We start from the raw sequence: 21,214 nt of genomic DNA, 5'->3' as shown, positions 1-21,214 counted from the left end.
ATCGGACTCAGTGCGTGCGCGTCACTTTGCTCAAGTGACGCGGCTGGTCCGGGTCCATGCCACGGGCGACGGCCAAACCGGCGGCCATGACGTAGAAACTCTGGATCGCCAGAATCGGGTCCAGGGCCGGGTGTTCGGCGCGGGTCAGGGGCAGGTCGCGTTCGGCGACGTCATCTGGCGCGGCCAGCAGCACGCGGGCGCCGCGTTGACGCATGTCGGCGGCCAGGCTCAGCAACCCGGCCTGCTCGGCACCGCGCGGGGCGAAGATCAGCAGGTGGTAGTTCTCGTCGATCAACGCCATCGGGCCGTGCCGCACTTCGGCGCTGCTGAAGGCTTCGGCCTGGATCGCCGAGGTTTCCTTGAACTTGAGTGCCGCTTCCTGGGCAATAGCGAAGCCGGCGCCACGGCCGATCACCATCAAGCGCTGGCAATCGCGCAACGCATCGATGGCCTGGCTCCAGTCCTGTTGCGTCGCCTCACGCAAACCTTCCGGCAGGGCAAGGCCGGCCTCCAGCAATTCCACGTCTACTTTCCAATGGGTGATCAGGCGGGCGCTGGCGGTGAGGGTGGCGATAAAACTCTTGGTCGCGGCGACGCTGCTTTCGGTGCCGGCGCACAGCGGCAGGCTGAATTCGCAGGCCGCTTCCAAAGGCGAGTTCTCGGCGTTGACCATGGAAATGCTCAGGGCGCCGCGTTTGCGCAGCAAACGCAGGCTGTTCACCAAATCCGGGCTCTGCCCCGATTGCGAGAAAGCGAACGCGACCTGGCCGCTGACCTTCAACGGCGCCTGTTGCATGGTCACCACCGACATGGGCAACGACGCCACCGGAATGCCCAATTGCTGCATGGTCAGGTAGGCGAAATAGCTCGCCGCGTGGTCGGAACTGCCGCGAGCCACGGTCATTGCCACTTGCGGCGGCTGACGGCGCAGGCGCGCGGCAATCTCGATCATCTGCGGGTCGAGTTGCTGCAATTGGGCTTGCACGGCCTCGAACGAGGACAGCGCCTCTTCAAGCATTTTTGAAGTCAATGTCTTCTCCTTCGACCATGACGGCGGTCAGTGTGAGTGAGCGATCCAGCCGCACGCAGTCGGCCCAGGCGCCGGGTTGCAGGCGCCCGCGTTCTTGGAGGCCGAGGTAGTCGGCGGGGAATTGCGAAAGACGTTGCGAGGCTTCGCTGATCGGCAGGCCGATCTTCACCAGGTTGCGCAGGGCCTGATCCATGGTCAGGGTGCTGCCGGCCAGCGTGCCGTCGGGCAGGCGCACACCGCCCAGGCATTTGGTCACGGTGTGGCTGCCGAGTTTGTATTCGCCGTCGGGCATGCCGGCGGCGGCGGTGGAATCGGTGACGCAATACAGGCACGGGATCGAGCGCAAGGCCACGCGGATCGCACCGGGGTGTACGTGGAGCAAGTCCGGAATCAGTTCGGCGTACTTGGCGTGGGCCAGCGCCGCACCGACGATGCCGGGCTCGCGATGATGCAACGGGCTCATGGCGTTGTAGAGGTGGGTGAAACTGCTGGCGCCGGCGGCCAACGCGGCGACGCCTTCTTCGTAACTGCCCAGCGTGTGGCCGATTTGCATGCGCACGCCGCGAGCGCTGAGGGCGCGGATCAAACCGTCGTGGCCGGCGATTTCCGGGGCGATGGTGATCACCCGGATCGGAGCCAGTGCCAGGTATTCCTCGACTTCGGCCATCAGCGCGGTGTGGGCGAAATTCGGTTGGGCGCCGAGTTTGCCGGGGTTGATGTAGGGGCCTTCCAGATGCACGCCGAGTACCCGGGCGCTGCCTTTGGGTCGCTGCTCGCAGAACTCGCCGACGGCTTTGAGCACGCTGGAAATCTCTTCGCTCGGCGCGGTCATGGTGGTCGCCAGCAACGAGGTGGTGCCGAAGCGCACGTGGGTTCTGGTGATGGTTTCGAAGGCTGGCGCACCTTCCATGATGTCTTTGCCGCCACCGCCATGAACGTGCAGATCGATAAAGCCCGGGAGCAGATACGGCAGGTCGTTGTCCGCCGGATCGCAGGGTTCGCCTTCGATGGACACGACCTTGCCGTGTTCGTGAATCAGCCGGCCGCGAATCCAGCCGTGGGCGGTGAGGATGTTGTCTTCGGACATGATCGGCTCTCAGATTTAGCGGCGAAGCTCTGCGACGAAGTCGTAGTAGTCGTTGCGGCAATAGGTGTCGGTGACTTCGATCGGCGTGTTGTCTTCCAGGTAGCCGACCCGGGTCATCAGCAGCATGGCGGTGCCGGGGGCGATGCCCACCAGCGCGGCGAATTCGTCGGAGGCGTTGATCGCCTGAATGTGTTGCAGGGCGCGGACCACCGGTTTGCCGATGCCGTCGAGGTATTCGTAGAGGGAATCGCCCACCGCTTGCGGCTTGGGAATGATCGAGGCGGGCAGGGTGCTCATTTCGATCGCCATCACTGTGTCGTCGGCTTTGCGCAAGCGTTTGAGCCGCGCGACCTTGTCATTGGGCGAGAGGCCGAGGCGGATCAGTTCTTCGTGGGTCGGCGGGGTGATTTCTCGTTCCAGCCATTGCGAGCCGGGGACGAAACCCTTGAGCCGAAGCATTTCGCTGAAGCCCGAGAGGCGCGATAACGGCTGTTCCAGACGCGGGGTGATGAACGTTCCGGAACCCTGGTTGCGGCGGATCAGGCCTTGTTCGAACAGCACTTCCAGCGCTTTGCGTGCGGTGACGCGGGAGATGCCCAGTATTTCGCTGAGGTTGCGTTCCGACGGCATGGCCTGCTCGGCTTTCCACTGGCCGGCGTGGATCGCCGCTTCCAGATTGCGCGCCAGTTGCAGGTACAGCGGCGTGGGCTGGGTGTCGTCAGGGCGTAGTGCCTGTAGATCGTTCATGTGCGTTGGTCCGATGCGGATATTGGAGTGTTGTCGCCCGGTAATGCGGCGAAACTAATACCACTTAAATACCATGTCAATGCCGCTACTTTGCTGTTGACGCGTTAAAGCCAGCTCTGATTGATAGGGCCTAGAGGGGTTGGTTTGAAGTGGTATTAGAGGAGGGGGTATTGAAAGCAAAGATCGCAGCCTTTGATAGCGCCTACAGAGCGAATTGGTATCTACCCGCTAGGCGCTGACGAAGGCTGCGATCTTTTGAAATTATTTTTCGATGCCGACCGAAGGTAGCGGCCAGAACTTATACTGGAGTTCGCTCGATCGCTTGTGGTGAGGGGGCTTGCCCCCGTTGCGTTGCGAAGCGGCGCCAAAAACTGCCACCTCGTTCCAACTGAATCACCGCGCTTGCTGATTTTACGACTGCTTCGCAGCCGAACGGGGGCAAGCCCCCTCGCCACAAAAGCTCGTCGCCAGCCTTGAAGGTAGCCGTTACGGGCGGATTTCGATCATCGTGCCGTCCGGTACCAGACCCCAGACTTCACGCATGTCCATGTTGCGCATGGCGATGCAGCCATCGGTCCAGTCCAGCGTGTGGAACAGGTTTTCCGGGTTCTCTTCGGTGTCTGGAGTACCGTGGATCATGATCATGCCGCCAGGCTCGACGCCTTCGCGCCGGGCGCGGGCGGAGTCGCTGATGTTGGGATAGGAAATGTGCATCGCCAGGTTGAAACGGTCGCTGGTCTTGCGCCAGTCCAGCCAGTAAAGGCCTTCGGGGGTGCGTTTATCACCTTCCATCAGTTTTGGGCCAATGGGGCGTTTGCCCAATGAAATGCGATAGGTCTTGAACGGCTTGCCATCGTTGATCAACTGCAACTGATGGGCAGATTTGAGGACCAGAACTTTTTCGATGACTTTGCCGTCCGGGGCGGCCGCGACGGAAGCCTGGGAGACTGCGACGAACGATAAGCAAAACAGGGCAAGCAACCAGCGCATTGAAACGATATCCCTAAGAGGTGTCGCGACTATTTTATTTATAGATGGTTTTTTACTAACAAGTGCTTAGATGATGGCAGGCTGAGCGAGTGGCGGGATCGATTCGGACCGCACGGGGTAGACCTCGGTCCGCCGGTCAGCGAAGAAGCATTCTAATGTACGGCCCACCGTGCGGAAAGCCAGTTCGCCCCAAGGAATATCGGCCTCTTCGAACAGCTGCACTTCCAGGCTCTCGGGGCCTGCGGAAAAATCCAGATCCACCAGCTCAGCGCGAAAGAATACATGCACCTGACTGATGTGCGGCACATCGATCAGCGTATAGATGCTCAGGTTGCGTACCCGGGCGCAAGCTTCTTCGGCGGTCTCGCGAATGGCGGCCTGTTCGATGGTCTCACCGTTTTCCATGAAACCGGCGGGCAAGGTCCAGTAACCGAGCCTTGGCTCGATGGCGCGACGACACAGCAATACCTTCGAACCCCAGGTCGGCACGCAACCGGCGACGATATTGGGGTTCTGGTAATGAATGGTATGACAGCTGTCGCAGACAAAACGCAGGCGCGAATCGCCTTCGGGAATGCGCTGGGTCACCGGGTTGCCGCATTGACTGCAAAATTTCATGCTTGGGTTCCTGAATGCTGCGCCTATCTTGGCGTGCAGCGGTGTCGGTCGGCAAGTTGTCGTTTCGCGACATGAGGCTGTTCGGGGGTTGGGCGGCCGGTGCGATTGGTGCATGATGCAGGGTAAGGCACAGATCGAGAAGACTCATGCTGGACGAGCTACTGCACCGGGTAAGCAATCACACACCGCGAACGCTGGAAACCGACCGACGTTTCCCCGAAGCCGCGGTATTGGTGCCCATCACGCGCAGTGACGAACCGGAACTGGTCCTGACCCTTCGCGCGAGTGGGCTCTCGACCCATGGCGGTGAAGTCGCTTTTCCCGGCGGTCGACGCGACCCTGAAGACCCTGATCTGATCTTTACCGCTCTGCGCGAGGCTGAAGAAGAAATCGGCCTGCCACCGGGGCTGGTCGAAGTGATCGGCCCACTGAGCCCGCTGATCTCCCTGCACGGCATCAAGGTCACGCCCTATGTCGGCGTGATTCCGGATTTCGTCGAATACCTGGCCAACGATGCCGAGATCGCCGCAGTGTTCAGCGTGCCTCTGGAATTCTTCCGCAAGGACCCGCGCGAGCACACCCACCGCATCGACTATCAAGGCCACAGTTGGTACGTGCCGAGCTATCGTTATGGCGAGTACAAGATCTGGGGGCTGACGGCGATCATGATCGTCGAGTTGATCAACCTGCTCTATGACGCGAAAATCAGCCTGCACCAACCGCCCAAGAGTTTTATCAACACCTGAAGCCATCGCTCGTATGGCGTGAATCCCGCTTTTCGCTAGTGAGCCAGCCTGGCCTTGAGGACAACACGATGAAATACCGCTTGGGCGACGCCCGCGTCGAGACCCATCCGCAGAGCTGGGTCGCACCCAATGCCGTGCTGGTGGGCAAGGTCAAACTGGAAGAGGGCGCCAACGTCTGGTTCAACGCCGTGTTGCGTGGCGACAACGAATTGATCCTGATCGGCAAGAACAGCAACGTGCAGGACGGCACCGTGATGCACACCGACATGGGCTATCCGCTGACCATCGGTACCGGCGTGACCATCGGTCACAACGCGATGCTCCACGGCTGCACGGTGGGCGATTACAGCCTGATCGGCATCAATGCGGTAATCCTCAACGGCGCGAAAATCGGCAAGAACTGCATCATCGGCGCCAACTCGCTGATCGGTGAAGGCAAGGAAATTCCGGACGGTTCGTTGGTCATGGGCTCGCCGGGCAAGGTGGTGCGAGAGCTGACCGAGCCGCAGAAGAAGATGCTCGAAGCCAGCGCCGCGCACTATGTGCACAACTCGCAGCGTTATGCCCGCGATCTGGTCGAGCAGGAACAATGAGCACACCTGAACGTGAGCGACCGGTCTCGTCGCCGTGCGTGAGCATTTGTGCGCTGGATGAGGATGACATTTGCACCGGGTGTCAGCGTACGGTGGAAGAGATCACCCGCTGGAGCCGGATGGACAATGAGGAACGGCGCAAAGTGTTGGGGTTGTGTCATGAGCGGGCGAAATCGAGTGGGCTGATCTGGATGTTGCCTTCCAAATCCGATTCCTGATTTTTTGTGGTAGCGCGGCTTTTGTGGCGAGGGGGCTTGCCCCCGTTGCGTTGCGAAGCGGCGCTAAACCTGCGACTTCATTCTTTCAGTCGTACGGCGTTTGCTGATTTCACGACTGCTGCGCAGCCGAACGGGGGCAAGCCCCCTCGCCACAGGTTATCTGTGCGCTGAAGATGAAGTACCCTGTGCACAAAATTGACAGGTATCTCCCGTCCATGCTCTTCCTGATCGCCTACATCAGCAGCGTCGTGCTGATCAATTACGCCTTTTCCACCGCCCCGCACCTAGACATCATCTGGTCGGCCTGGGGTGGCCTGGTGTTCGTGCTGCGCGACATGGTGCAAACCCGCTTCGGCCATGGCGCGATCGCGGCGATGCTGGTGGCGCTGGGGCTGTCTTACGTTACCTCCGATCCCTCAATTGCTCTCGCCAGTGCCACGGCGTTCGCCGTGTCCGAGTGCATCGACTGGCTGGTGTTCAGCCTCACCAAGCGCCCGTTGCACGATCGCCTGTGGATAAGTTCGGCCCTGAGCATCCCGCTGGACACCTTCATCTTCTTCGGCATGATCGATGCGCTCACACCGGGCGTGATCTTCACTGCGCTGGGTTCGAAGTTCGCGGGCGTCACCGTGGTCTGGTTGGCCATGGCATGGCGCCTGCGCAAACAGGCTGTCGTCAGCTGAAGCCAAACCCTCAGGTTCATGTAAAATGCCGCGCTTTCTCCCCATGGGAAGCGCGCTTCCCTCGATGATCCGCTCCTTTGAGGACCTGAGATGACCCGTATCGGAACTCCATTGTCGCCAACCGCGACCCGCGTATTGATGTGTGGCTGTGGTGAGTTGGGCAAGGAAGTGGTGATCGAGCTGCAACGCCTGGGCGTTGAAGTGATTGCCGTGGATCGCTACGCCAATGCGCCGGCCATGCAAGTCGCCCATCGCAGCCATGTGATCAATATGCTCGACGGTGCCGCCCTGCGTGCGGTGATCGAAGCCGAGAAACCGCACTTCATCGTGCCGGAAATCGAAGCCATCGCCACCGCGACCCTGGTGGAGCTGGAGTCCGAAGGCTTCACCGTGATCCCCACCGCGCGTGCTGCACAGCTGACCATGAACCGCGAAGGCATCCGTCGCCTGGCCGCCGAAGAGCTGGACCTGCCGACATCGCCGTACCACTTCGCCGACACCTTCGAGGATTACCGCAAGGCAGTCGAAGACCTGGGTTTCCCGTGCGTGGTCAAACCGGTCATGAGTTCCTCGGGCAAGGGCCAGAGCCTGCTGCGCAGCGTCGATGACGTGCAGAAAGCCTGGGATTACGCTCAAGAAGGCGGCCGCGCCGGTAAAGGCCGCGTGATCATTGAAGGCTTCATTGACTTCGACTACGAAATCACTCTGCTGACCGTGCGTCACGTCGGCGGCACTACGTTCTGTGCGCCTGTTGGTCACCGTCAGGAGAAAGGCGACTACCAGGAATCCTGGCAGCCACAAGCCATGAGCCCGGTTGCTTTGGCCGAATCCGAGCGCGTTGCCAAAGCGGTCACCGAAGCCTTGGGCGGTCGTGGCCTGTTTGGCGTCGAGTTGTTCATCAAGGGTGATCAGGTGTGGTTCAGCGAAGTCTCGCCGCGCCCGCATGACACCGGTCTGGTGACCCTGATTTCCCAGGACCTGTCGCAGTTCGCACTGCACGCACGGGCGATCCTGGGCCTGCCGATTCCACTGATCCGTCAGTTCGGCCCATCGGCGTCGGCGGTGATTCTGGTGGAAGGGCAGTCGACTCAGACCGCTTTCGCCAACCTGGGTGCAGCGTTGAGCGAGCCGGATACTGCGTTGCGTCTGTTCGGCAAGCCTGAGGTCAATGGCCAGCGGCGGATGGGGGTGGCGTTGGCTCGCGACGAATCCATCGAGGCCGCTCGTGCCAAGGCGACCCGCGCGTCCCAAGCTGTCGTTGTAGAGCTGTAACCGCATCGCGGCATTCGCGGGCAAGCCTCGCTCCTTGTATGTTGGCCGAACACCCGGCGAGAGCAGCTAAGCTCCTCGGTGTTGTCTCAAAGATGTGTTTCTGGGGGANCCGCTCCCTCGAGAGGCCGAGTGGAGGTTCTGCGNAGTGGGCAACCCGGCATGGATGCCGGGTTAGCCGCCCCCGGCCATGGATGGCCGATGGCGGCGGGCCCACGGAGCAGGACCGGAGCGAGGGCATGCCGAGCCTGGGCGAGGCACCGAACGAAAGGGGCAAAAGCGCTTTGGTTACTTTGGCGCTTTTCCAAAGTGACCCGCTGTAAGAGCGGAACCAATAGCCGCCGTTACCGCAGAAACGGATATGTACCCCAGACCCCAGACCCCAGACTCCAATCACCGCTCCGAATGCCTCCCCATTCACCCACACCCCATATCCCCCCGGTTAACAAAACATAACGTGGCGTCGATTGTCAGACCTTTCCAAACCCCGATAGGATAAGCCCAGCTTCCGAAGGGGCTCTGGATTGCGGGTTTCAGGACTATGCTCTGGAATAGGGCAGTCCCGGTGAGCACCCCCTTACGGCGCCCTGAAAGGTTGAATGACCTAACAATAATAATGGGGGAAGGTCTATGAGTGAGCCTGTCATGGGTGTGAGTATTTGCCGCCCGCCGGCGTTACGCAGGTTCGCGTTGCTGGCTACAGCGCTCTCGCTGTTGGGTTGTGCCGTGTTGTCGGCTCCTGTGCTGGCCGCTGCCGCGCCGACCACCGACGTGGTTTATTCCATTGAATCCGCCAAGGCCAGCAAAGGCCTGATGCTCGATGTCGTGCATGCCGGCAAACGCCTGGTGGCGGTCGGCGATCGCGGGCACATTCTTTATTCCGATGACCAGGGCGCGACCTGGACCCAAGCCAAGGTGCCGACCCGGCAACTGCTGACAGCGGTATTTTTTGTCGATGACAAGCACGGTTGGGCCGTCGGCCATGACGCGCAGATCCTCGCCAGTGAAGACGGCGGTGTCACCTGGAGCAAACAATTCGAAGACCTGCGACGCGAATCGCCGCTGCTCGACGTCTGGTTCAAGGACGTCAACAGCGGCTTTGCCGTGGGCGCCTACGGTGCCTTGCTGGAAACCACCGACGGTGGCAAGAACTGGGAAGACGTCAGCGATCGCCTGGCCAACGAAGACCAGTACCACCTCAACGCCATCGCTGCAGTCAAGGATTCCGGCATTTTCATCGTCGGCGAGCAGGGCAGCATGTTCCGTTCCGGCGATGAAGGGCAGACCTGGGAAAAGCTTGAAGGCCCCTACGAGGGCTCGCTGTTCGGCGTCATCGGCACCGCGCAACCGGCCACGCTGCTGGTCTACGGCTTGCGGGGCAATCTTTACCGCTCCACGGATTTCGGCACCACGTGGGAGCAGGTCGAGCTCAAGGCTGCACGCGGTGCGCTGGAATTCGGCCTGTCCGGCGCCACGTTGCTCGACGACGGCTCCATCGTGATCGTCGGCAACGGCGGCAGTGTCATTCGCAGCAGCGACGACGGCGAAACCTTCAGTGTGTTCAACCGTCCCGATCGCATTTCCGTCTCGTCGGTCACGGCGGCGGGCAACGGTAATCTGATTCTGGCAGGTCAGGGCGGCGTTCGCGTCACCTCGCCAACGGGTGCAGAGAATGGAACAAACGGGTCGTCCAAATGAGCCGGGCAAATAATAAGAAGGCGGGTCTATGACATCCTTAAGCACTCCTCATCAGGACAAGGCGACGTTTCTTGAGCGCCTGATCTTCAACAACCGCCCGGCGGTGATCGTCATCTGCCTGCTGGTCAGTATTTTCCTGTTCTGGCAGGCGACGCTGATCCGGCCGTCCACCAGTTTCGAAAAAATGATCCCGCTCGAGCATCCGTTCATTGAAAAGATGATGGAGCACCGCAACGATCTGGCGAACCTGGGCAACACCGTACGGATTTCCGTTGAAGCCACCGATGGCGACATCTTCTCCAAGGAGTACATGGAGACTCTGCGCCAGATCAACGACGAGGTGTTCTACATCTCCGGCGTCGACCGTTCCGGCCTCAAGTCGCTGTGGAGCCCGAGCGTGCGCTGGACCGAGGTGACGGAGGAGGGCTTCGCCGGTGGTGAAGTGATCCCCCAGAGCTATAACGGTTCCCAGCAAAGCCTCGACCTGTTGCGCAACAATGTGCTCAAGTCCGGGCAGGTCGGGCGCCTGGTGGCCAACGACTTCAAGTCGAGCATCGTCGACATCCCGCTGCTGGAGTCCTATCCGGACCCGCAAGACCAGGGCAAGTTACTGGCGCTGGACTACCGCAAGTTCTCGCATGAACTTGAAGACAAGATCCGCAACAAGTTCGAAGCCCAGAACCCCAACGTGAAGATCCACATTGTCGGGTTCGCCAAGAAAGTCGGCGACCTGATCGATGGGCTGGTCATGGTGGTGATGTTCTTCGGCGTCGCCTTCGTCATTACCCTGATCCTGCTGTACTGGTTCACCAACTGCATGCGCAGCACCGTGGCAGTACTGAGCACGACGCTGGTGGCGGTGGTCTGGCAGCTCGGCTTGATGCACTTTTTCGGCTTCGGGCTGGATCCGTACTCGATGCTGGTGCCGTTCCTGATCTTCGCCATCGGGATTTCCCACGGCGTGCAGAAAATCAACGGTATCGCCTTGCAATCCAGCGAGGCAGAGAACGCACTGACCGCGGCGCGGCGAACATTCCGTCAGTTGTTCCTGCCGGGGATGATCGCGATCCTCGCGGATGCGGTGGGTTTTATCACGCTGCTGATCATCGACATCGGCGTGATTCGCGAACTGGCCATCGGCGCGTCCATCGGCGTGGCGGTGATCGTATTCACCAACCTGATCCTGCTGCCGGTAGCCATTTCCTACGTGGGTATCAGCAAACGCGCCGTCGACCGCAGCAAGAAAGACGCGCACCGAGAGCATCCTTTCTGGCGCCTGCTGTCGAACTTCGCCAGCGCGAAAGTCGCCCCGGTGTCCATTGTCCTGGCGCTGATCGCGTTCGGTGGTGGCCTCTGGTACAGCCAGAACCTGAAAATCGGTGACCTCGACCAGGGCGCGCCGGAACTGCGTCCGGACTCGCGCTACAACAAGGACAACAGCTTCATCATCAACAACTATTCCACCAGTTCCGACGTGCTGGTGGTAATGGTCAAGACCAAGCCCGAAGGTTGCTCGCGCTATGAGGCCATGGCACCGATCGACGAGCTGATGTGGAAGATGCAGAACACCGAGGGCGTGCAATCGGCGATCTCGCTGGTGACCGTGTCCAAGCAGATGATCAAGGGCATGAACGAGGGCAACCTGAAATGGGAAACCCTGTCGCGCAACCCGGACGTGTTGAACAACTCCATCGCCCGTGCCGATGGTCTGTACAACAACAATTGCTCCCTGGCGCCGGTGCTGGTGTTCCTCAACGATCACAAGGCCGAAACCCTGGATCGCGCGGTTCATGCGGTGCAGGACTTCGCCAAGGACAACAACAAGGAAGGCCTGGAATTCCTCCTCGCCGCCGGTAATGCCGGGATCGAGGCCGCCACCAACGAAGTGATCAAGCGTTCCGAACTGACGATACTGGTGCTGGTGTACATCTGCGTCGCGACCATGTGCATGATCACCTTCCGTTCCTGGGCGGCGACCTTGTGCATCGTGCTGCCGCTGGTGCTGACCTCGGTGCTCGGCAACGCACTGATGGCGTTCATGGGCATCGGTGTGAAAGTGGCGACCTTGCCAGTGGTGGCACTCGGGGTGGGGATCGGCGTGGATTACGGGATCTACATCTACAGTCGCCTGGAAAGCTTCCTGCGTGCCGGTCTGCCGCTGCAAGAGGCGTACTACCAGACGCTGAAATCCACCGGCAAGGCTGTGCTGTTCACCGGTCTGTGCCTGGCAATCGGCGTGTGCACCTGGATTTTCTCGGCGATCAAGTTCCAGGCCGACATGGGTCTGATGCTGACCTTCATGCTGCTCTGGAACATGTTCGGCGCGTTGTGGTTGTTGCCGGCGCTGGCGCGGTTCCTGATCAAGCCGGAAAAACTGGCAGGACAGAAGGGCAACTCGCTGTTTGCTCACTAGGCGTCAGCCTGACCCAAAAAGCCGCAACTCAGGTTGCGGCTTTTTTTATGGGGGACCGAGTCACTCAGCGTGGTTGTAGCGTCAGGAATGCACTGTTGGCCAGTTCCTTGCTGATGATCCCGCGGTGGATATCGATTTTCTGTTTCGGATCTGTAGCCTTGGCCATCGCCGACTCGTAGGTTTCGAAGCGTTGTTCCCTGGTTTTCAGATGGGCCTGGGTATATTGCGTCTTGGCATCATCGAAGCGCTCATAGTGAAAATGTGCGTACCCCCAGGGTTGATCGTCTTTGTTCAACAGGACGTACTCCTGCATGAAGTCTTTACGTCCGGTTTTCAGTTGTACGCGATTGCCAATCATGCGTGGGTAAACCTCCTTGCACCGTAACAGAAACTCCACACCCTCACTGCTGGGGGGCTGGGCCAGTGTCATGCGGATGCGCAGTTCCGATGCCTTACTGTCGAGGGCTCGCGCGTGATCGCGTAAATCGCGGATTAACGAGGCATCTTGTTCCCGGTTTGGCGAGGGTGCCTCGTGGTGTTCCAGGCCCTCGGCATACCCGGTCAGCTTTTGTGCTTCGCGTTGCAATTGCTCTTCAATTTCCTTGGGTGAGCTTGCGCGTTGCGCGTAACCTTCGATTTTCCTTACCTGCTTTTCGACATTGGCGATGGCCTTGCGGGCATCCCCTTTGAGCTGTGCGTAGGAGTGTGCGGAGGTCTTGGGCGCGGGCTGCCTGACCTCGACCATTTCTACCCAGACATTCGGTTCATGTTCATGGAACGAAGCCAGTGGTGCATCTTCGAGTGGGCCGTTGATATCAACAATGTCTCCACCCTGGTTAGCCACGCGGGGGCGAATATCACCGATCAGAGTGCCCTTGGCGGTTTTGATGACCCGCTTGCGACTGGCCCATGAAGAGGGGCGCTGGATCTGGGGCTTGCTGGCTCCGGGTGAAGACGGACCAGGCTCGGAGACCGAAGGTTGCGGGAGATATTGAAGGTCGTCGGCCAGACGTCGCTCGGCATCGAGGCGCAGTTCACCGATGATCTCTCGCAGGCGATTGAAGGCCGCCGGCTGTAATTCTTCGGCATTGAAGATGCCGATACTTTCAAGCCCGTCCAGTGCTTTGCGGTAGTGATCGACCAGGTTGTCCAGAACGGCGATCCGATCGCTGTTGTTATAAGTGCGAGACGTTTGCAGTTCGGAATGGGAGCGAGACAGTAACATCAGGGGATCGAGCGCGCGTTCGAGTGGGGTCATGGTGGCGCTTCCCAGTTCCTTCAGGCTGAGAATACGCAAGATGCTCAGTTGGTAGGATTTGACTCGCAATGCGGTCAATTCATTTTCGGAGCGATTGTCGGTCAACCGTTTCCAGTCCTCGAAGCCCAAGCGAGACAGGTGTTTAAGCTCCGCAAGTCGGCTCTCTGTTTCTTCGTAGAACCTGATCATGGTTTCGTTGACTTCGGAGGTCCTGCGCATGAATTCGAAGTATCGATCCAGCACGACGTTGCCCTTGTCCTTGATTGCTTCGCGCAAGTGTTCGATACCGCGGGTCAAGTCCGCGTAAGTTCGATGGGTGGCTTCCCGTTCCCGGTCGGCGATGACAATACGTTTGCGCGCGTTGTTGATGAGATTCTCCAGCAGGCTGCGCTGCAGGTTTGGATCGGGATCAGTTTTGCTCAGAGCGCTTTTTTCGCGGATTTCGGCAAGCGCCGTGACATAGGTTGCGCTCTGTTTATCCAGTTCGTCCGCGAACAGTTGGCGAAAAGTGGCGCGATCCTGCTCGCTGCTGGCGGGGTCGTTTCTTTTCAGCTCCATCAGCTTCTCCGCGATATCAACGCGTTTTTGCACCTGCGTCTGTTGCTGCAAAAAATCCTGGTGGTTCAGTGCCAGCAGGCTGATGCGTTGCTGTTTGCTCTCGCGCAAGGCATCCCGCCTGGCGTTACGTCCTCCGCCGAGCAGTTTCAGCCCTTGGTCCAGCGTCCACCGGCCGTACCCATCGGTTTTGAGTTTGATGCCCGGATGGTCGGGATGCTCGGGATGCACCAGGTAGGCCTCACCGAAACCGGGCACGACACTCACGCGAAACAGCAGGCCGGCGATCGTGGCGTGCCATTTGTTGTCGATCCGGTACAGACCCTTGAACGGACCGCTTGCAACAGGCTCTGGCAGGGACGCGGGCCATGCAACCTTGACCGCTTGCAGCCTGTTGAACAGCCGCGCCGAGGTCGAGTCCCGAGCGGTCGACAGATTGAAATCCAGCAACGTATCGCCACTGCCCGGCGGTTCGGAGGGCAGTCCGGGTGTTTCTTGAGTGATGTTTGTCTCGGGATTCAGCAAGTCCAGTGGCAACAGACGGCGCAGCGGATCGAGGGGCACCGGAGCGTTTTCGCCCATGCGCTCTGGCGCCAGTGCAGGCCGCTCACCTTGAGTTCGTGCGACATGCAAAAGGAGCAGGCCGATGTTCAAGAGCACATCGACCCAGGCCAGATTCCGGGTAGTTGGGTCATCACTGTCCAGTGCGGGCAGGTCGTTGATCAGGCTATGGGTGATTTGCAGCATCCAGCCCACCAGCATTGCCGGGCCGCGCAACAGTGGCAGTACCAGGTTGTTAAAGACCAGCCAGCCACCCTCAAGGATGATCGCCCAACGGCTTTCGGCATTGGACACCGATTGCCTGTCAGCCAGATCGGCCAGCGCCCGGGCGTTGCTGGTGAACAGGCTGGCCGGCAATCGACCTTCCTCCAGTGCGCTGAGCCACTGGGCCGCAGCTTCGTCGCCTGCCAGAATCGCCGGTTTCGGCTTGTCGGGCGGTGAGAACTCGTCGCCGATGTGAAAGTGGTTGATATGCGGTTCGTTGAAACCGTTGTTGTCGTAAACCGGACGTGCGCGGTCCGGGAGCCAGGTCAGCACGCTGGTTTGCAGCGCGCCCTGTTGCGCGACCGCTTTGAGCAAGTCGCTGCGTGCGGCGTATTGCTGCAGTGACGGGGTGTACAACGGGCGATAGAGGATATGCGGAGCACTGGCCTGCAAGTCTTTGGGCTCGATGATGAACATGTTGGCGGCCACATCACAGTCGGCGCCGTCCTTGCGTTGGAACGCCAGGGGCCGGATGACCACGGCCTGTTCGTTGACGACCCGTTCGGCGGCGGTGCGATTCATCAACGCATCGACATAGCGATACCCCAGATGGGTGAACCCGTGCTCACCCTTGATCGAATGTTCGAGGGCCAGCAGGGGGAGATGAACCGACAGTTCCAGCGCGAACAATCGTTCCCGCTCCCGTGCGTCGTCGGTCTCGCCGAGCAGCAAGGTTTCGATCAGTTCGGGATAGTGCTGGCCGACATTGACCCGGCTCACCAGGTCCAGCAGATAGGCGTCGGTAGTCCACTGCTGAATCAGTTGATCTCCGGTGTGACGGACAGTCATGCGGCCCTTGGGTTTTGTGGCGAGATTGTTGATCGCCAGCTCGGTCAGGGTCATTTTGACGGTTTCGATGTAGCCGCTGCCGAGGTCACCGACGGGTACATGAAAAGTCAGTTCCAGCTCGTCGGAGTTATAACCGGGCGCCAGCGGATAATCTTCCTGCATCTGCTTGTGCAAGGCTTTTCGGGCAAACGTACGAAGGTCGTCGATGCCATCGTTGAAGGTGCGCCCCTGGGTCTGTTGCTTGACGCTGGCCATGGCCAGGACGTGCTTGCGATAGGCCATGCGGTCAGTGGGTGTCGCCGCTTGCAACCACCTGGGAATCGATGCCTGTATCGGTTGAAAAACCGCATCGTCCGGTTGGCTGCCGATGAACAGCGTGGCGACTTCGGTGATCGTGTCAACGTGTTTCGCCAACTCGCCCAGGCCCTGGCTGGCGGGCAGTCTGAGCGCAGCCAGATCTTCCAGTTGCCGGTTCAGGAGCAGGGCAGCCTGAATGTCAAAGATGTTACCGTCCGGCTCAAACCGCTTCCAGGTGATGACATCGGCCTTGTATGCCTGCTGAAACCGTGCGCCCCAAGCCAGGCCGAAAGCTTTCAGGGAAGAGAAGGGCTCGATTTTGCCGGTCACGCTGCACAACAAGTGGGTTTCACCACAAGTCACCAGGAGCTCGGAGGCCAGCAGCGTAATCGAAACGTCACCTCTGGTCAGGGTGGTTTGCAGGGTGCAGGCTTGTATTGGGCCTTTTGACCGGGGCTGCTGGAGACGCTGCAGGTTGTCCGGGTAGCTGGCCAGTTCCGTGAGAATCCCGGCCTGCACCGGGTCGCTTTTCGACAGGCGGGTCGCGGATGCCTGCAGGACACCGGCCAGCAAGTCTCCCAGCCATTGCCAGCGGCTGACGCCGGTCTCGTCCTGCTGGTTCCAGTAAAGGGTCAGCGATTCCTGAAGCCCGATGTGCAGCAAGTCGGGCAGCTCAAGGATGACCCCCGCAATCACCTGGAGATCAGGCAGGCTCGATGTGGTTTTGCCGACAGTCAGTTGCGCGGGCGCACGGTTGGTCAGAAAGCAGGCACGACTGAACTGCTCGCTGAAATCGACAGGTGTGCCGCTGGCCAGATAATCCAGTACCAAGTCCAGCAGCAACGTGAGGCGCCAGGCCCCGTTGGGTATCGGCTGCGCGATTTTGGTTCGCTCAGGGTCGAAGTCCAGTTGCGGGTACTTTTCCAGTACGCCGTCCTTGAGCAGGCGAGCGGTTTCCGAGCGCAGGGTGGGGCGGGAGCTGAAGCGGGCGCTGACGGCGTGCGCGATGATGTTGGTCATGTCCGCCGTGGCAGGGGGGGATGCAGGTATCGGCATGATGCAATCCTTTGCATGGGTTGAGTTACGCAAAGTAAGGCGAGGCCGGAATGGATGTGCGGTAACGGGATACCGCAGATCCGACAATTCGATGATCTAAGTGATGACTACGTGGCGGCAATGAGCCCAGGGGAATTGTGGTGGTTATGAGGGATCGGTGCCGAGCACCACATTCAGCGCATTACGCGCATCGTCCAGTTGCACCAACGTCGCATGCCGCGCACCCAGCGCATCGCGATTCTCGATAGCCGTGAGAATCGCCTTGTGCCGAGGCAACGCCAGTTCATGCAGGTTCGGCCGCTGGTTGGAGTGTTTCAAGGCTTCGGCAATCGCCACCGACAACATGTTGCACAGGTTCGCCAGCAAGTCGTTGTGGGTCGCGTCGGCGATGCGGCTGTGGAAATCCAGGTCCGGTTGCAACAAGGCTTCAGGCGTCGGCGCGGCTTCCATGCGTTGGTAGGCTTCACCGATGGAGGCGATGTCTGCGTCGGTGGCGAACTGCGCGGCCAGGGCTGCCGCGGCCGGTTCGATGATGCTGCGCACGCTGGTCAGCAGGCTGAAGAACTCATTCTGCGGGCTGCTTTGCATCAACCAGTGCAACACGTCCGGGTCGAGCATGTGCCATTCCCGGCGCGGCTTGACCACGGTGCCGACCCGCGGACGGGAATACACCAGGCCCTTGGCAACCAGCACTCGGGTCGCTTCGCGCAGGACTGGCCGGCTGACCGCGTATTCCTCGCACAACAGGGCTTCGGCGGGCAGTTTGTCGTCCGGTTTGAAGCGTCCCGAGACAATCTGCATGCCCAGTTCCTGGACGATGCGCGAGTGCATGCTTTTGCGGTCGGAGGGTTTGCGGTAATCCATGGGGAACGGCGCGGTCCTGTGCGATGGGGTGCTGCGCATGATAGCAGGCGCGAGTGGTGGGCGATCCAGCCCTTTGATGATCGTTCCCACGCTCTGCGTGGGAATACAGACCGTGACGCTCCGCGTCACTTTCCGTGCGGGGACGCGGAGCGTCCCTTGAGGCATTCCCACGCGGAGCGTGGGAACGATCGGCGAAAGGGTCAGTGAGAGTGACGCGGCACCTCGGCTCCACGACAACCGACGAGGAAGTCGAAGTCGCAGCCCTGATCCGCCTGCAGCACATGGTCGATGTACAACTGGCGATAGCCGCCCACCAGCAACTGTTGTGGCGGTTGCAGATCGGCCATGCGCGCGGCCAGTTCGGCATCCGGAATGTCCAGATGCAAACGTCCACTGGCGCAATCGAGCTCGATCCAGTCGCCTTCCTTCACTGCCGCCAAAGGCCCGCCGGCGGCGGCTTCCGGTGCCACATGCAAGACCACGGTACCGTACGCCGTGCCGCTCATGCGTGCGTCGGAAATGCGCACCATATCCGTCACACCCTGGGCCAGCAGCTTGGCCGGCAAGCCCATGTTGCCGACTTCGGCCATGCCGGGATAACCCTTCGGCCCGCAGTTTTTCATCACCAGAATCGAGTTGGCGTCCACGTCCAGTTCCGGATCGTTGATCCGCGCCTTGTACATATCGAAGTTCTCGAACACCACCGCGCGCCCACGATGTTGCATCAGCTCGGCACTCGCTGCGGAGGGTTTGAGCACCGCACCCAGTGGCGCCAGGTTACCGCGCAGCACACAGATGCCGCCGTCGGCGCGGATCGGGTTGTCGAGGGTGCGGATCACTTCGTCCTGGCCATAGATCGGCGCGTCCTTGGTGTTTTCGCCGAGGGTTTTGCCGTTGACGGTGAGGGCGTTCGGGTTCGGAATCAGGTTGGCTTCGCCCAGGCGACGCAGCACCGCAGGCAAGCCACCAGCGTAGTAGAACTCTTCCATCAGGAAGCGCCCGGACGGTTGCAGGTCGACAATGGTCGGCATGCCGCGACCGATGCGGGTCCAGTCGTCCAGGTCCAGTTCGACACCGATGCGCCCGGCGATGGCCTTCAAGTGGATCACTGCGTTAGTCGATCCGCCGATGGCGGCATTCACCCGGATGGCGTTTTCGAAGGCTTCCTTGGTGAGGATTTTCGACAGCTTCAAATCTTCGCGAACCATCTCCACCGCACGCATGCCGGACATGTGCGCAAGTACATAACGGCGGGCATCCACCGCCGGAATCGCCGCGTTGTGGGGCAGGGAAGTGCCCAGTGCTTCAGCCATGCAAGCCATGGTCGAGGCGGTGCCCATGGTGTTGCAGGTGCCGGCGGAACGGGACATGCCACCCTCGGCCGCGAGGAAATCATCAAGGGTGATCGTGCCAGCCTTGACCTGTTCGCTGAGCTGCCACACCACCGTGCCCGAACCGATGTCCTGGCCCTTGTGCTTGCCGTTGAGCATCGGCCCACCGGTGACGACGATCGCCGGCACGTCGCAACTGGCCGCGCCCATCAGCAGCGCCGGAGTGGTTTTGTCGCAACCGGTGAGCAGTACCACGCCATCGATCGGGTTGCCGCGAATGGCTTCCTCGACGTCCATGCTCGCCAGGTTACGGGTGAGCATGGCGGTGGGGCGCAGGTTCGATTCGCCGTTGGAGAACACCGGGAATTCCACAGGAAAGCCACCGGCTTCGATCACCCCGCGTTTGACGTGCTCCGCGATCTGGCGGAAATGCGCGTTGCACGGGGTCAGTTCCGACCAGGTGTTGCAAATGCCGATGATCGGCTTGCCGTGGAACTGATGGTCGGCGATGCCCTGATTCTTCATCCAGCTGCGGTACATGAAGCCGTTCTTGTCGGCAGTGCCAAACCATTGGGCGGAGCGCAGGGTGGGTTTCTTATCAGTCATGATCGGTTCTCTTATTGTATGACTATATTGTTCGAGCTGTGGCGTAACATAAGCGCAATTTCGGCTGTTTGGAAGTGTTGTTGGTTAAATAGTAATACTATATAGTCGTTTTCAACGGAGGGATGGCCCTGATGGTTTTCCGCGAGAGGCGTCCCCCGAGGTTCTATAACAACAACAATCGGAGACCGAACTCATGAGCCAGGAATTGCGGCTTATCCGTCGCATCACGTTGAAACTGATTCCCTTCCTGATCCTGCTGTACCTGATCGCCTATGTGGATCGCTCCGCCGTGGGGTTCGCCAAGCTGCACATGGGCGCCGACGTCGGCATCGGTGATGCGGCTTACGGATTTGGTGCCGGGCTTTTCTTCATTGGCTACTTTCTGCTGGAGATCCCCAGCAACCTGATGCTCGACCGCTTCGGCGCCCGACGCTGGTTCGCGCGGATCATGGTCACCTGGGGCGCTATCACCATCGGCATGGCGTTCGTCCAGGGCCCGAACAGCTTCTATGTGATGCGTTTTCTGCTCGGCGCGGCCGAAGCCGGGTTCTTTCCAGGCGTGCTGTACTACATCACCCAATGGTTCCCGATTCGCCATCGCGGCAAGATCCTCGGGCTGTTCATCCTTTCCCAACCCATCGCCATGATGATCACCGGCCCGGTGTCCGGCGGTTTGCTCGGTATGGACGGCACGCTTGGCCTGCACGGCTGGCAGTGGCTGTTCATCGTTATCGGTACGCCAGCGATCCTGCTGACCTGGCCGGTGCTGCGCTACTTGCCGGACGGCCCGGACCAAGTGAAATGGCTGGATCAATCCGAGAAAGACTGGCTGACCGGGGAACTAAAAAAAGACCTCGCCGAGTATGGCCAGACCTGCCACGGCAATCCGTTGCATGCACTGAAGGACAAACGGGTGTTGCTGCTGGCGCTGTTCTATCTGCCGGTGACCTTGAGCATCTATGGCCTCGGTTTGTGGCTGCCGACGCTGATCAAGCAGTTCGGTGGCACAGACCTGGTGACCGGGTTCGTGTCATCGGTGCCATACATCTTCGGAATCATCGGTTTGCTGATCATTCCGCGCAGTTCCGACCGCCTCAATGATCGCTACGGTCATCTGGCGGTGCTGTATGTGTTGGGTGCCATCGGCCTGTTCCTCAGCGCCTGGCTGTCGGTGCCGGTGCTGCAACTGGCGGCGCTGTGCCTGGTGGCATTCGCGCTGTTTTCCTGCACGGCGGTGTTCTGGACCTTGCCGGGGCGCTTCTTCGCCGGCGCCAGTGCGGCGGCAGGAATCGCGTTGATCAATTCGGTGGGCAACCTCGGCGGCTACATCGGCCCGTTCGTGATCGGTGCGCTGAAGGAGTACACCGGCAACCTGGCGTCGGGGCTGTATTTCCTGTCCTGCGTGATGGTGTTCGGCCTGGTCCTGACCGGCGTGGTGTATCGCCTGCTCGAACGCAAGCACGTGCTGCCGGCCGACCAGTTCGCGGCAAGTGCTCGCGGTGCTACCCGTACCTGACGCGAGATTGGCCAACAAGTTCTGC

At 60.3% G+C, this 21,214-nt stretch carries 16 protein-coding genes; 8 read left to right on the top strand and 8 right to left on the bottom strand.

Annotated features, from left to right (window positions below; genetic code table 11):
* Positions 1-7 precede the first annotated feature (7 nt).
* The 5 genes from AF70_RS06630 to AF70_RS06610 all read right to left on the bottom strand — a co-directional run bounded on the left by AF70_RS06630 (position 8) and on the right by AF70_RS06610 (position 4,472).
* Positions 8-1,030, bottom strand: coding sequence for an SIS domain-containing protein (locus tag AF70_RS06630; protein ID WP_028940326.1), 1,023 nt, complete (start codon positions 1,028-1,030; stop codon positions 8-10).
* On the bottom strand, positions 1,011-2,117 hold the full coding sequence (nagA, locus tag AF70_RS06625) for an N-acetylglucosamine-6-phosphate deacetylase (RefSeq protein ID WP_019581071.1): 1,107 nt from the start codon (positions 2,115-2,117) through the stop codon (positions 1,011-1,013). Before nagA ends, AF70_RS06630 begins: the two co-directional genes overlap by 20 nt.
* Before the next feature lie 15 nt (positions 2,118-2,132).
* Positions 2,133-2,864, bottom strand: a complete 732-nt coding sequence (locus AF70_RS06620) for a GntR family transcriptional regulator (protein ID WP_019581070.1) — start codon at positions 2,862-2,864, stop codon at positions 2,133-2,135.
* Positions 2,865-3,350: 486 nt separating this feature from the next.
* Positions 3,351-3,854, bottom strand: coding sequence for a murein L,D-transpeptidase family protein (locus AF70_RS06615; RefSeq protein ID WP_028940325.1), 504 nt, complete (start codon positions 3,852-3,854; stop codon positions 3,351-3,353).
* Positions 3,855-3,920: 66 nt separating this feature from the next.
* Positions 3,921-4,472 carry an NUDIX hydrolase gene (locus tag AF70_RS06610; RefSeq protein WP_028940324.1) on the bottom strand — a complete coding sequence of 184 codons (552 nt, stop codon included), beginning with the start codon at positions 4,470-4,472 and terminating at the stop codon, positions 3,921-3,923.
* A 146-nt stretch (positions 4,473-4,618) separates the two neighbouring features.
* Between AF70_RS06610 and AF70_RS06605 the strand changes: the two genes are divergently transcribed.
* The 7 genes from AF70_RS06605 to AF70_RS06575 all read left to right on the top strand — a co-directional run bounded on the left by AF70_RS06605 (position 4,619) and on the right by AF70_RS06575 (position 12,092).
* Positions 4,619-5,218: a CoA pyrophosphatase gene (locus tag AF70_RS06605; protein ID WP_018927081.1), complete on the top strand. Its 600-nt coding sequence runs from the start codon at positions 4,619-4,621 to the stop codon at positions 5,216-5,218.
* A gap of 68 nt (positions 5,219-5,286) precedes the next feature.
* Positions 5,287-5,811, top strand: coding sequence for a gamma carbonic anhydrase family protein (locus AF70_RS06600; protein ID WP_007936184.1), 525 nt, complete (start codon positions 5,287-5,289; stop codon positions 5,809-5,811).
* Positions 5,808-6,029 carry a DUF1289 domain-containing protein gene (locus AF70_RS06595; protein ID WP_019581067.1) on the top strand — a complete coding sequence of 74 codons (222 nt, stop codon included), beginning with the start codon at positions 5,808-5,810 and terminating at the stop codon, positions 6,027-6,029. Before AF70_RS06600 ends, AF70_RS06595 begins: the two co-directional genes overlap by 4 nt.
* 215 nt (positions 6,030-6,244) lie before the next feature.
* Entirely contained in the window at positions 6,245-6,712 is a 468-nt protein-coding gene (locus tag AF70_RS06590) for a VUT family protein (RefSeq protein WP_018927079.1), read from the top strand.
* A 90-nt stretch (positions 6,713-6,802) separates the two neighbouring features.
* Positions 6,803-7,984 (top strand): formate-dependent phosphoribosylglycinamide formyltransferase, encoded by a 1,182-nt coding sequence (gene purT, locus AF70_RS06585; RefSeq protein ID WP_019581066.1) that lies wholly within the window; start codon positions 6,803-6,805, stop codon positions 7,982-7,984.
* Between the two features lie 627 nt (positions 7,985-8,611).
* The gene (locus AF70_RS06580; RefSeq protein WP_028940457.1) at positions 8,612-9,679 is read left to right on the top strand and encodes a YCF48-related protein; all 1,068 of its coding nucleotides are present in this window, start codon (positions 8,612-8,614) and stop codon (positions 9,677-9,679) included.
* A 28-nt stretch (positions 9,680-9,707) separates the two neighbouring features.
* On the top strand, positions 9,708-12,092 hold the full coding sequence (locus AF70_RS06575; protein ID WP_019579313.1) for an RND family transporter: 2,385 nt from the start codon (positions 9,708-9,710) through the stop codon (positions 12,090-12,092).
* Positions 12,093-12,156: 64 nt separating this feature from the next.
* Here AF70_RS06575 and AF70_RS06570 read toward each other — a convergent pair whose 3' ends face one another.
* The 3 genes from AF70_RS06570 to AF70_RS06560 form a co-directional block, all read right to left on the bottom strand.
* Complete coding sequence (locus AF70_RS06570) at positions 12,157-16,872, bottom strand: dermonecrotic toxin domain-containing protein (RefSeq protein WP_028940458.1); 4,716 nt, start codon at positions 16,870-16,872, stop codon at positions 12,157-12,159.
* A 144-nt stretch (positions 16,873-17,016) separates the two neighbouring features.
* Positions 17,017-17,736, bottom strand: coding sequence for a FadR/GntR family transcriptional regulator (locus AF70_RS06565; protein WP_019579311.1), 720 nt, complete (start codon positions 17,734-17,736; stop codon positions 17,017-17,019).
* Between the two features lie 200 nt (positions 17,737-17,936).
* The gene (locus tag AF70_RS06560) at positions 17,937-19,673 is read right to left on the bottom strand and encodes an IlvD/Edd family dehydratase (RefSeq protein ID WP_018926177.1); all 1,737 of its coding nucleotides are present in this window, start codon (positions 19,671-19,673) and stop codon (positions 17,937-17,939) included.
* Positions 19,674-19,866: 193 nt separating this feature from the next.
* Here AF70_RS06560 and AF70_RS06555 point away from each other — a divergent pair, with 193 nt between their 5' ends.
* A complete protein-coding gene (locus AF70_RS06555; protein WP_018926176.1) occupies positions 19,867-21,189 on the top strand; it encodes an MFS transporter in 1,323 nt (440 codons plus the stop codon).
* Positions 21,190-21,214 lie beyond the last annotated feature (25 nt).

Source organism: Pseudomonas sp. KD5 (assembly GCF_012932895.1).
Taxonomy (GTDB): domain Bacteria; phylum Pseudomonadota; class Gammaproteobacteria; order Pseudomonadales; family Pseudomonadaceae; genus Aquipseudomonas.
This window is presented reverse-complemented; position numbering and strand designations above follow the sequence as displayed.

Excerpts from the sequence above, each read along its gene's own strand:
- AF70_RS06600 (WP_007936184.1), top strand. The coding sequence starts at position 5,287 with ATGAAATACCGCTTGGGCGACGCCCGCGTCGAGACCCATCCGCAGAGC.
- AF70_RS06620 (WP_019581070.1), bottom strand. The coding sequence starts at position 2,864 with ATGAACGATCTACAGGCACTACGCCCTGACGACACCCAGCCCACGCCG.
- AF70_RS06555 (WP_018926176.1), top strand. The coding sequence starts at position 19,867 with ATGAGCCAGGAATTGCGGCTTATCCGTCGCATCACGTTGAAACTGATT.
- AF70_RS06575 (WP_019579313.1), top strand. The coding sequence starts at position 9,708 with ATGACATCCTTAAGCACTCCTCATCAGGACAAGGCGACGTTTCTTGAG.
- AF70_RS06595 (WP_019581067.1), top strand. The coding sequence starts at position 5,808 with ATGAGCACACCTGAACGTGAGCGACCGGTCTCGTCGCCGTGCGTGAGC.
- AF70_RS06565 (WP_019579311.1), bottom strand. The coding sequence starts at position 17,736 with ATGGATTACCGCAAACCCTCCGACCGCAAAAGCATGCACTCGCGCATC.
- AF70_RS06570 (WP_028940458.1), bottom strand. The coding sequence starts at position 16,872 with ATGCCGATACCTGCATCCCCCCCTGCCACGGCGGACATGACCAACATC.
- AF70_RS06580 (WP_028940457.1), top strand. The coding sequence starts at position 8,612 with ATGAGTGAGCCTGTCATGGGTGTGAGTATTTGCCGCCCGCCGGCGTTA.
- AF70_RS06605 (WP_018927081.1), top strand. The coding sequence starts at position 4,619 with ATGCTGGACGAGCTACTGCACCGGGTAAGCAATCACACACCGCGAACG.
- AF70_RS06610 (WP_028940324.1), bottom strand. The coding sequence starts at position 4,472 with ATGAAATTTTGCAGTCAATGCGGCAACCCGGTGACCCAGCGCATTCCC.
- nagA (WP_019581071.1), bottom strand. The coding sequence starts at position 2,117 with ATGTCCGAAGACAACATCCTCACCGCCCACGGCTGGATTCGCGGCCGG.
- AF70_RS06590 (WP_018927079.1), top strand. The coding sequence starts at position 6,245 with ATGCTCTTCCTGATCGCCTACATCAGCAGCGTCGTGCTGATCAATTAC.
- AF70_RS06615 (WP_028940325.1), bottom strand. The coding sequence starts at position 3,854 with ATGCGCTGGTTGCTTGCCCTGTTTTGCTTATCGTTCGTCGCAGTCTCC.
- purT (WP_019581066.1), top strand. The coding sequence starts at position 6,803 with ATGACCCGTATCGGAACTCCATTGTCGCCAACCGCGACCCGCGTATTG.
- AF70_RS06560 (WP_018926177.1), bottom strand. The coding sequence starts at position 19,673 with ATGACTGATAAGAAACCCACCCTGCGCTCCGCCCAATGGTTTGGCACT.